General features: G+C 66.9%; 12 protein-coding genes and 1 pseudogene. 4 read left to right on the top strand and 9 right to left on the bottom strand.

Going from position 1 to position 9,435, the window contains the following annotated elements:
* The 4 genes and pseudogenes from G3N93_RS26765 to G3N93_RS26750 all read right to left on the bottom strand — a co-directional run.
* A pseudogene (locus tag G3N93_RS26765) lies at positions 1-102 on the bottom strand (3-oxoacyl-ACP reductase); the annotation flags it as partial.
* A gap of 7 nt (positions 103-109) precedes the next feature.
* Positions 110-874 (bottom strand): SDR family oxidoreductase, encoded by a 765-nt coding sequence (locus tag G3N93_RS26760; protein ID WP_174983848.1) that lies wholly within the window; start codon positions 872-874, stop codon positions 110-112.
* Positions 875-917: 43 nt separating this feature from the next.
* The gene (locus tag G3N93_RS26755; RefSeq protein WP_174983850.1) at positions 918-1,949 is read right to left on the bottom strand and encodes a phosphotransferase; all 1,032 of its coding nucleotides are present in this window, start codon (positions 1,947-1,949) and stop codon (positions 918-920) included.
* Between the two features lie 19 nt (positions 1,950-1,968).
* Complete coding sequence (locus tag G3N93_RS26750) at positions 1,969-2,643, bottom strand: histidine phosphatase family protein (RefSeq protein ID WP_174943409.1); 675 nt, start codon at positions 2,641-2,643, stop codon at positions 1,969-1,971.
* Positions 2,644-2,852: 209 nt separating this feature from the next.
* On the opposite strand from G3N93_RS26750, the gene G3N93_RS26745 reads away from it, so the two are divergent.
* Positions 2,853-3,008 carry a DUF3309 family protein gene (locus tag G3N93_RS26745; protein WP_206134318.1) on the top strand — a complete coding sequence of 52 codons (156 nt, stop codon included), beginning with the start codon at positions 2,853-2,855 and terminating at the stop codon, positions 3,006-3,008.
* A 301-nt stretch (positions 3,009-3,309) separates the two neighbouring features.
* Here the strand turns inward: G3N93_RS26745 and G3N93_RS26740 are convergent, their stop codons facing one another.
* A complete protein-coding gene (locus G3N93_RS26740; RefSeq protein WP_206134317.1) occupies positions 3,310-3,810 on the bottom strand; it encodes an N-acetyltransferase in 501 nt (166 codons plus the stop codon).
* 211 nt (positions 3,811-4,021) lie between these two features.
* Between G3N93_RS26740 and G3N93_RS26735 the strand changes: the two genes are divergently transcribed.
* Positions 4,022-4,255: a hypothetical protein gene (locus G3N93_RS26735; protein WP_206134316.1), complete on the top strand. Its 234-nt coding sequence runs from the start codon at positions 4,022-4,024 to the stop codon at positions 4,253-4,255.
* Between the two features lie 252 nt (positions 4,256-4,507).
* A complete protein-coding gene (locus G3N93_RS26730) occupies positions 4,508-4,954 on the top strand; it encodes a PaaI family thioesterase (RefSeq protein ID WP_206134315.1) in 447 nt (148 codons plus the stop codon).
* 108 nt (positions 4,955-5,062) lie between these two features.
* On the opposite strand, the gene G3N93_RS26725 is transcribed toward G3N93_RS26730, so the two are convergent.
* The 3 genes from G3N93_RS26725 to G3N93_RS26715 all read right to left on the bottom strand — a co-directional run bounded on the left by G3N93_RS26725 (position 5,063) and on the right by G3N93_RS26715 (position 7,783).
* Complete coding sequence (locus G3N93_RS26725) at positions 5,063-5,485, bottom strand: BON domain-containing protein (protein ID WP_174939612.1); 423 nt, start codon at positions 5,483-5,485, stop codon at positions 5,063-5,065.
* Between the two features lie 57 nt (positions 5,486-5,542).
* A complete protein-coding gene (locus G3N93_RS26720; RefSeq protein ID WP_174939610.1) occupies positions 5,543-6,538 on the bottom strand; it encodes a LysR family transcriptional regulator in 996 nt (331 codons plus the stop codon).
* Positions 6,539-6,769: 231 nt separating this feature from the next.
* Positions 6,770-7,783, bottom strand: a complete 1,014-nt coding sequence (locus G3N93_RS26715; RefSeq protein WP_174939932.1) for an NAD(P)H-quinone oxidoreductase — start codon at positions 7,781-7,783, stop codon at positions 6,770-6,772.
* A 173-nt stretch (positions 7,784-7,956) separates the two neighbouring features.
* Here G3N93_RS26715 and G3N93_RS26710 point away from each other — a divergent pair, with 173 nt between their 5' ends.
* A complete protein-coding gene (locus tag G3N93_RS26710) occupies positions 7,957-8,850 on the top strand; it encodes a LysR family transcriptional regulator (protein ID WP_241026717.1) in 894 nt (297 codons plus the stop codon).
* A gap of 43 nt (positions 8,851-8,893) precedes the next feature.
* Here G3N93_RS26710 and G3N93_RS26705 read toward each other — a convergent pair.
* The coding region (locus tag G3N93_RS26705; protein ID WP_241026716.1) for a helix-turn-helix transcriptional regulator at positions 8,894-9,435 on the bottom strand (542 nt) is incomplete at its 5' end.

Raw genomic sequence — 9,435 nt, 5'->3', positions numbered from 1 at the left:
CCGCGCGCCCATCGCGGCCAGCTCGCTCGCGAGCAACGCGCCGAAGCCGCTCGCGGCGCCGGTGATCATCACGGCCTGCCCTGCGTAGCTGTCGATCTTCATCGCGCGCTCAGATCGTCAGGCCGCCGTCGACGACGATGCATTCGCCGTTCGTGTAGCTCGCCGCGTCCGACACGAGATACAGCACCGTGCCGGCCATTTCGCGCGGCTCCGCATGGCGGCGCAGCGGGATCTTCCCCATCCAGGTTTCGTAGATGTCCTTGTCGGCGAACAGCGCGCCCGCGAACTTCGTCTTCGTGAGGCCCGGCAGCAGCGCGTTCACGCGGATGCCGAGCGGCCCGCATTCCTTCGCGAACGCCTTCGTCATGTTGACGACCGCGGCCTTCGTGATCGAGTAGATGCCCTGCCGGTCGCCCGGCTGCAGCGCATTCACCGACGCCGTGTTCACGATCGCGCCGCCGCCGTGCGCCTTCATCAGCTTGCCGGCCTCGACCGACATGAAGAAGTAGCCGCGGATGTTCACGTCGACCGTCTTCTCGTACGCGGCGAGGTCGGTATCGAGGATGTGCCCGAAATACGGGTTCGCGGCCGCGTTGTTCACGAGGATGTCGAGTCGACCGTGCTTGCCGCGGATGTGCTCGAACGTCGCGGCGATATCTTCGAGCCGCCCGACGTGGCAGGCCAGCGCCTCGGCGCGGCCGCCTGCCGCGACGATCTCGTCGGCCACGGCCTGGCAGTCGTCGAGCTTGCGGCTCGACACGATCACGTGCGCGCCCTGCTCCGCGAGCAGTTTCGCGATTTCCTCGCCGATGCCGCGGCTCGCGCCCGTCACCAGGGCGATCTTGCCCGTCAGGTCGAACAGATTCGTTGCCATGTTGCTGTGCTCCTCCATTGATGTGGTGTCGTGCCCGGCCGCTTCAGCGATGCGCGTCGATCACGCCGACGGCCAGTTCGGCGAGCCGCCCGGCCATCGCGCCGACGCGCAGCGCCTGTTCGCTCGACGCATTGCCCTGCAGCGCGCGCGCCTTCACGCCCTGCGCGATCGACGCGAGCCGGAAGAAACTGAAGGCGAGGTAGAAATGCCAGTCGCGGATCGGCTCGATGCCGCGCAGTTCGCAATAGCGCGCGACGATCGCCGCTTCGTCCGGTACGCCGAGCTCGGCGCGATCCTGGCCCGCGAGCCCGCGCACCTGCCCGCCGGACGGCAGCCGCAGGCACATGCAGAGATAGGCGAGATCGGCGAGCGGGTTGCCGAGCGTCGACAGTTCCCAGTCGAGCACGGCCTGCACGCGATAGCTGTCGCGCGCGAACATCAGGTTGTCGATCCGGAAATCGCCATGCACGAGCGTCGGCCGGCCCGTGTCGGCGGGGCACGCCTTCGGCAGCCAGTCGATCAGCGTCTCCATCGCGTCGAGGCGCTCGGTTTCCGCCGCGCGATACTGCTTCGTCCACACGCCGATCTGACGCTCGAAGTAGTTGCCGGGGCGGCCGTAGTCGGCAAGGCCCACTGCGTCGACATCAACGTCGTGCAACGCGGCCATCGTCTGCAGCAATGCGTCGTAGCACACCGCGCGATCGGCCTTCGGCAGTTCCGGCAGCGCAGGGTCCCAGAAGATCCGGCCGTCCTCGTAGCTCATCACGTAGAACATGCTGCCGATCACGTCGCGGTCTTCGCAGAGGTGATACGGACGCGCGACCGGCACCGCGGTGCCCGACAGCGCACTGAGCACGCGGAATTCGCGGTCGACCGCATGCGCGGACTTCAGCAGTTCGCCCGGCGGCTGGCGGCGCAGCACGTAGCGGCCGCTCTTTGCGTGCAGCAGGAAAGTCGGGTTCGACTGGCCGCCGGCAAACTTCTCCGTGTCGACCGGGCCTTCGAAGCCCGGCACGTGCGCTTCCAGATAGCGCGTGAGGCGGGCTACGTCGAGTTGCTGGGTAGGGTTCGTCATCGTCGCGATCGTTCGTGGGTCAGCCGTAGGTTCGCAGCGCGTGTCGTTCGGGATCCTCGAGATGCGGGATGCCGTTGAACGACGCGAGGTGGAACGCATCGGCGTTGAAGAAAAACTGCGAAAGACTGCTGTTGCGGATCTGCAGGTTCAGCGCGATCGCGCTCGCGGGCGGGGCGGCCAGCACCTGCTGCACGGTGACCGCGATCGGGCCGCCGGAACTCACCGCCAGCACGCGCTGGCCGCCGCCGTGGCGGATCGCCGCGCGGGCCTCGGCCACGCGCTGCTGGAAATGCGCCCAGGTCTCGGGGGCCGAATCGCCGAGCTTGTCTTCCGACCAGAGCTGCAGCACCTGCCGGAGCGCGCGGAAATGCTCCTTCATCGAGCCGGCCGCGAGGCGGGCGATGTCCGGGTAGTCGTGCGCGGCGGCCGCGAACAGCCCGTGGAAGTCGTATTCGTTCAGGCCCGGGTGGCGGTCGACCGGCGCGCCTTCGCGGCCCATCCCGCGCAGGATCGCGTCGACCGTCTGCGCGTGGCGGTTCAGCGTGCCGCAGATCACGCGGTCGAATGTGAGCGCTTGCTGCGCGAAGTATTCGCCGAGCCAGACGCTCTGCTGCTCGCCCGCCGCGGACAACCGGTCGTAGTCGTCCGTGCCGAAGGACGCCTGCCCGTGCCGTACCAGAAAAAGTTCAGCCATCGCATGCCCGCCAGATCAGAAGGATTCAGCATAGGGGGCAGGGACGCATTTTTAAACTTTATTTTCTGAATCCGGGGGTATTCATTTCGTGAATTCACCCCCTCCGCAGGCCTTGCCGTTACCCGGCGGGCGCCAGCGCGGCACACGCCTTGCTCCTGTCGCCTCCGGCGGGAGAACCGCGATGTCCAATCCGTTCCAGGAGGGGTGCGATGCTCGGTACGATCCTTGTCATCATCCTGATTCTCATACTCGTCGGTGCATTTCCCGCATGGCCGCACAGCCGAAGTTGGGGCTATTGGCCTTCGAGCACCGTCGGGATGATCGTCATCATCGTCGTCATACTGGTGCTGCTGGATCGCATCTGAGGCCGCAGCGCGCCAGCCGGGCAGGCCGAGTCGCGTATGAAACAACTGCGACCGGCCCTGCCGGGCACACCCGGACGTGCCCATCCCGGCACCGGGAAGGCCGGCGGTGGATTCACGGGCATGACGCGCGCCACACGTCATCGATCACCGTTACCCGCGCGGTACGTCAGCCACGACCGCCCACGGAAAAGCGCACCTCGATCACGCCGCGAATCGGGACGGGGGGTGCAACTTCGACGCCCCGTCTCGCCGGGTCGCAGGCATCCGCTCCGGGTCGACGACGATCGGGCAGGCCTGACCGCTACCCGATCGCACGCTGCATGACGATCACGTCGCCGGTAAACCTCGGATTCACCGTGCGCCGAATCTCGGCGAAGCCTTCGCGCCGCCAGAAGGCCTCGGCGCCAGGATTGGTCGAGATGACGGCCAGTTGCACCGTGCGATGGCCCCATTCCCGTGCCATTTCGGCCAGCAACGCCAAAGCCGCCTTCCCGTAACCGCCGCGTCGATGCCCGTCCGAAAGCAGCAGCAGGCCGATCCACAGGCAGTCGTCGGTCGGATACGCGCGAATGACGTCCGCGCAGCCGATCATGTCTTTCCCGACGAATAATCCGAACACCGATTTGTCCGCCGCGTCCTTCCCAACCGGCTTGCCGACGAAAAAATCGTCGACGTCTTCTTCTGTCGGTAAACGACCTTCGACGCATTGCGTATATGAAGGGGATTCGAAGAAGACGCGCCGGACGTTTGCACGGTCGCTTTCCGACTCGCCGGAAAGCCGGTGGAGGACAAGCATCAGCATCGGATATTCGTCGGAAACGGGAGTCGTGATTTTAATTCGAATGAATGTTCGTTCCTTCACCCAATGCCGTCCGGTACGGTGATAATCCTGCTACCACCTGTCGATCGCATGTCACGGCGTGACAGCGACACCGCCCTCAAGCCGGCGAGCAATCGTGTCGATAAACCAAGTGAGTTCGAAAATCACCGGCACTTCGAAACGGATAATAAATATGAATCTGCATACGGCTGGACTCGTTGCAAAGGGATTCTTTGTCATCGCTGCATATGCCGCTCTGAAAAAACGGGCTCCCCGGGAGCAGACACCTCTCGCGACGCGTGAACTCGATCAGCGCTTGTCCGATATGGGTAAAGCCGTGATCAAACTGGCGTTGTTCTTCGCGGCTGTCTACGTCATCACCCAGGTGATTGACGCGATTACCGCTGCGTCGCATCACGCGCAATAGCGTCTTGTTCAAGCCACCCGCGCCACACCCGCGCAGATGCGGCGAGTCGAACTGACGGCACCGGTCCGGATCGGTTCGACAAACGCCCGTGGCCGGGCTTCGCCTGTCCGGCTGGCCATTCGGGGCGCACACCCGGCACAGCCCGGGCGCCCTCCGTTCTGCGTTACGCTTCCGGACACCCCGCAAGCGTTGCGCGTGCGGCTTGCGCCCCTGCATTCCGGATGAACCCCGGCTCACCCCACTCGAAGCGCCATGACCGAAGCCCTCAACCCGAACTACTTCGAATCCGTCGCCGCCAGTTTCGACAAGCAGCACGCGATGCGCCTGATCCAGGCCCGCATGCCGCTGATCGACATCGGACGAACCGAGATCCACGTACCGCACTGGGAGGGCATCGAACAGCAGCACGGTTTCGTCCACGGCGGCGTGGTGGGCATGATCGCCGATTCGGCCGCTGGCTACGCGGCGATGACCACGGTGGGGGCCGATGCGTCGGTGCTGACCGTGGAATACAAGATCAACCTCGTCGCGCCTGCCGCGGGCGACAAGCTGATCGCCCGTGGCGAGGTGATCCGGCCGGGGCGGACGCTGATCGTGACCAAGGCGGAAGTCTTCGCCGTCACCGGCGACAAGGAAACGCTGTGCGCGGTCATGCAGCAAACCATCATGGTGATGCACGACAAGCGCGATCGCGCGTGATGCAACACAGCGCCGCGCCGAGCGGCAACGAAGCGGCACCGGCGTGCAAATCGGCGTGTCATTCATCGGGCGAATGCCCCGGACGTAGCCGCCCGGGGTCCGTGCCCGTTACTGCGAGCCTTCGAGACGCAACTGCAACCGGCTTTTCACGGACGTGACACCCGGCACCTGGCGGGCGGCATCCACCGCGACCTGATCCTGCGACTGGTCCGTGATCTGCCCGGCCAGCGTCACGTCGCCTGTCTTCGCCTTTGCGAATACGGTGACCTGTGCGCCGCCGATGCCGGGCGCCTTCGTGATCGCCTGGCGGACTTTCTTCGCGAACGCGCGATCGGCCGCGCGATCGGCCTTCTTCGCCGACCGTGCCGCCGCCGACGGCGACGGTGACTGTGACGTGACGGGCGACGCAGCCGGCGACGTGGTGACGTGTTGCGGGCCGGACACGTCCGCATTGGGCGCGCCAGACTGCGCATGAACCAGGATCGGCGACAGCGCAACACAACCTGCAACGAAGGCAAGACGGATCTTCATCGAAATCTCCTCAAGGAACGATTGGTAACTGCGGGGGGAAACTGCGGGGGAAAGCGGTCAGGCCGCCGCACCCGAGATCGCACGGGTGCGCGCACGGCCGCGCGGCGCGGCGATCGATTCGAGCGCGTGTTCGTCGGCTGCCAGCGCGGGCGACAGCGTCGCGCGCAGGTGGTCGAGAAAGGTGCGGATCTTCGCGTCCACGAAACGCCGGGACGCAAACATCGCGTAGACGTCGAGCATCGTCAGCCGGTAATCGGGCAGCACGCGGACGAGCCGGCCGCTGCGCAAATCGTCGATGACCGAGTAAATCGCGAGCGAGCCGATGCCCAGCCCCGCGCGCAGCGCGATCGACAGCGCTTCCGGCGCATTCGCGTGGAACGGCGCAGCCAGCACGGTGTGCGTCACGACCTCGCCGTCGCCATCGCCGCCGGCGCCGTGCAGTCGCCATTCGCCATTCGCGTCGGCAGGCGTATCGAGGCACAGGCACGTATGGCCCGCGAGTTCGGCCGGGTTGCGCGGCGTGCCGTGCCGCGCGAGATAGGCCGGCGACGCGACCAGCACGCTGTAGCTCCGGCCGCACGAGTGCGCGATATAGCCGGAATCGGGCAGGCTCGACGCGGTGACGACCGACACGTCGTAGCCCTCTTCGACGAGATTCGGCAGCCGCTGCGAGTACGTCATTTCGACGGACACCTCGGGATAGATCGCCTGATACGCGACGGCCGATGCGGTCACGTGGCTCTGCCCGAGCCCCGGCATCGTATGCACGCGCAGCCGCCCGTACGGGCGAACCAGTGCATTGCGCGCTTCGGCGTTCGCCTGGTCGACATCGCCGAGGATCGCCAGCAGGCGTTCGAAATAGCGCCGCCCGCTGTCGGTCAGCGCGATCTTGCGGGTCGTGCGGTTCAGCAGCCGGATCTGCGCGTAGTCCTCCAGGCTGGCGACGGCCCGCGACACCTGCGCGGTCGCGATGTCGCCCTGCCTCGCGACGGCGGTGAAGCTGCCGGCCTGCACGACACGCACGAAGGTCCGCATGTTTTCAAGCATGTCCATTTCGATTCATCGTCCATCGCGGCCGGCGCGCCATCCGCCACACGCGCACGACCGGGCCAACCCGCGCCCGGCCGCGCACCGCAGCCTCGGTTTAGAACCGCGGCCCGCCACGCATCGACCGGCCCCAGGGCCATCGATCGCGCCGCGCGCCGTCATGTTCAGTGATACCGATTGTCGCCATTCGCCGCGAAGCGTTCAGCCCCCCGTCCGGGGGGCTGAAGCGCGGGCCGATCATGTGGAATGCTTGCCGTCTGCGGCGGAAGCCGGCGTGCGCAGCACGATCTTGCCGATGTGGCGGCCGGAATCCATCAGTGCGTGCGCCGCGCTCGCATCGCGAAGATCGAAGGTCCGGTAGACCTGCGGCTTCACCGTGCCTTGCCGGATCAGCGGCCACACGGCTTCCTCCAGCTCGCGGATGAGTTGCGCCTTCTCCTCGTAGGTACGCGAGCGCAGCGTCGAGCCGATGTGGGTGAGGCGCTTGGTGAGCATCGGGAACAGGTCGAGCTCCTTCGCGGGCCCGTTGATCACGCCGATCTGGACGATGCGGCCGTTCATCGCGGCGGCCGCGAAATTGCGCGCGACGTAGTCGCCGGCGATGATGTCGACGATCACGTCGACGCCCTTGCCGTCGGTGAAGCGCTTGACCGCGTCGACGAAATCCTCGTTGCGGTACTCGATCGCGAGATCCGCGCCGAGCCGCAGGCTCGCGTCGCGCTGCGCCTCCGAGCCCACGGTCGTGATGATGGTCGATGCGCCGAATGCTTTCGCCAGCATCGTCGCGGTCGTGCCGATGCCCGACGCGCCGCCATGAATCAGCACGCTGTCGCCGGCGGCGAATCCGCCGCGCTGGAACAGGTTAAGCCAGACCGTCATGAAGGTTTCGGGCATCGCTGCCGCTTCCGTCATGTCGAGGCCTTCGGGAATCGCGAGCGTATTGCTCTCGTTTGCCACCGCGTATTCGGCATAGCCGCCGCCCGGAATCAGCGCGCAGACTTCGTCGCCGATCGCGAAGCGCGTGACGTCGCGGCCAACCGCGACGACTTCACCGGCAACCTCGAGGCCGGGAATGTCGGATGCGCCGGGCGGCGGATCGTACAGTCCCTTGCGCTGGAATACGTCCGGGCCGTTCACGCCGGCCGCATGAATGCGGATCAGCACTTCGTCGTGGCCCGGCGACGGCACGGGGCGGGTGGTCGGCACGAGCACGTCGGGGCCGCCGGGTCGCACGATTTCAATCGCCGTCATGTCGGCGGGCAGGGGTTTCACGTCATCAGTCACGATATGATCCTCAACGTTCGTCGATGCGCGGCCGATTCGCGGATCATCCTCGAATCGCGGCATCGCAATGGGTGTGAAGACAGTCTAGGGACGGTGCCGCTCGCGAGCACGCAGTGAATTGCCGAACGAGGAATGCAAAAATGCATCAGTCAGCACAAGCGATGAACTGGGACGACGCACGCGTGTTCCTCGCGATTCATCGCGAACGCACGTTGCGCCGCGCGGCGCAAACGCTCGGGGTCGACCAGGCGACGGTCGGGCGCCGGCTCGCGCAACTCGAGCACATGCTCGGCGCCACGCTGTTCCTGCGCTCGTCGAAGGGCTACCTGACCACGCCGGTCGGCGAGCTGGCGCTGCGCGCCGCCGAGGCGATGGAGCAGCATGCACACGAGCTCGTCCGGCTGACGCAGGGCGTCGACCGGCGGCTCGCCGGCGAGGTCAAGATCACGACGACCGATGCGCTCGCGCTCGAATTCGTGATGCCGTCGATCGCGCGGCTGCATGCGAAGCATCCCGACGTATGCGTGTCGCTGAACACGGCGACTCAAGTCCTGAACCTGGCGAAACGGGAGGCCGACATCGCGGTGCGCACCGTGCGGCCCGACAACCCCGATCTCGTCGCGCGCCGCCTCGCCTGCTGGGACATGGGCCTGTTCGCTTCGCACGACTATCTGCAACGGCACGGCGAGCCGGTGCGCGGCAGCGCGTTCGCGGGGCACGACCTGGTCGTCTACCAGCCGTATGTCGACGCGAGCCGGAAGCCGGCGATCGCCGGCGAGCCGATCGCGGCAGGGCGCATCGTCGGGCGGATGAATTCGAGCCTGATGATGCGCGCCGCGCTGCGCTCGGGCCTCGGCATCGGTGAAGTGCCGGTGCACATGGGCGAACGCGACGGCCTCGCCCGCATCTGGCCCGCGCAGACGCGGGAAGCGCCGTACGAAGTCTGGCTCGTCACGCATCGCGACCTGCGCCACACCGCGCGCATTCGCGCGACGATCGACGAGATCGTGGCCGCGTTCGACGCGCATCGATGAGCCCAGCGCGCCGGGGCAACGCCGGCGCGCCGCCCGCCACCGTCTATTCGTCGCCGACGCGCGTGCGGGACGACGCATCGAGCGCCAGCCCGCTGCGTACGGCCTGGATGCGCGACGTGACGTTGAGCTTCTCGAAGATGTTCTTCAGGTGCCATTTGATCGTCTCCGGCGCAACGCGCAGCGCGCGGGCGATCTCCTTGTTCGACAGCCCGCGCGCGACGTAATCGAGAATCTCGACTTCACGCGCGCTCAGGTTGCCGGCGGTGCCGGGCCGCGCGGTCGGTGCGGCATTCGACGCCCGGTCCGCCTCGAACGCGCGCGCGAGTTCGCGCAGATACCACGCGCCGACCGCCGGAAACCGGTCGGCCCGCTTCAGCACGCGCGCCGTCAGGCGTTCGGCCACGGCGCCTTCGTCGACGAACGTGCGCACGAGCCCGTTGCCTTGCCCGTATTCGAGCGCAGGGGCGAGCACGACCAGCGCGTCGTCTTCCTGCCCGGCCTGTTCGAGCGCCACCGCGCGCAGCACGGCGGCCTGCGCGGCGAACCAGTCGAAGCCGCGCGCGGCCAGCACGTCGTGCACGGTGG

It is taken from the genome of Burkholderia sp. Se-20378 (assembly GCF_017104665.1).
Taxonomy (GTDB): domain Bacteria; phylum Pseudomonadota; class Gammaproteobacteria; order Burkholderiales; family Burkholderiaceae; genus Burkholderia; species Burkholderia lata.
This window is presented reverse-complemented; position numbering and strand designations above follow the sequence as displayed.

What these genes read in the sequence shown, in the direction of transcription:
- G3N93_RS26735 (WP_206134316.1), top strand. Translation starts at nt 4,022, where the DNA reads ATGAATCTGCATACGGCTGGACTCGTTGCAAAGGGATTCTTTGTCATC.
- G3N93_RS26745 (WP_206134318.1), top strand. Translation starts at nt 2,853, where the DNA reads ATGCTCGGTACGATCCTTGTCATCATCCTGATTCTCATACTCGTCGGT.
- G3N93_RS26710 (WP_241026717.1), top strand. Translation starts at nt 7,957, where the DNA reads ATGCATCAGTCAGCACAAGCGATGAACTGGGACGACGCACGCGTGTTC.
- G3N93_RS26725 (WP_174939612.1), bottom strand. Translation starts at nt 5,485, where the DNA reads ATGAAGATCCGTCTTGCCTTCGTTGCAGGTTGTGTTGCGCTGTCGCCG.
- G3N93_RS26760 (WP_174983848.1), bottom strand. Translation starts at nt 874, where the DNA reads ATGGCAACGAATCTGTTCGACCTGACGGGCAAGATCGCCCTGGTGACG.
- G3N93_RS26755 (WP_174983850.1), bottom strand. Translation starts at nt 1,949, where the DNA reads ATGACGAACCCTACCCAGCAACTCGACGTAGCCCGCCTCACGCGCTAT.
- G3N93_RS26740 (WP_206134317.1), bottom strand. Translation starts at nt 3,810, where the DNA reads ATGCTGATGCTTGTCCTCCACCGGCTTTCCGGCGAGTCGGAAAGCGAC.
- G3N93_RS26730 (WP_206134315.1), top strand. Translation starts at nt 4,508, where the DNA reads ATGACCGAAGCCCTCAACCCGAACTACTTCGAATCCGTCGCCGCCAGT.
- G3N93_RS26715 (WP_174939932.1), bottom strand. Translation starts at nt 7,783, where the DNA reads ATGACGGCGATTGAAATCGTGCGACCCGGCGGCCCCGACGTGCTCGTG.
- G3N93_RS26750 (WP_174943409.1), bottom strand. Translation starts at nt 2,643, where the DNA reads ATGGCTGAACTTTTTCTGGTACGGCACGGGCAGGCGTCCTTCGGCACG.
- G3N93_RS26720 (WP_174939610.1), bottom strand. Translation starts at nt 6,538, where the DNA reads ATGGACATGCTTGAAAACATGCGGACCTTCGTGCGTGTCGTGCAGGCC.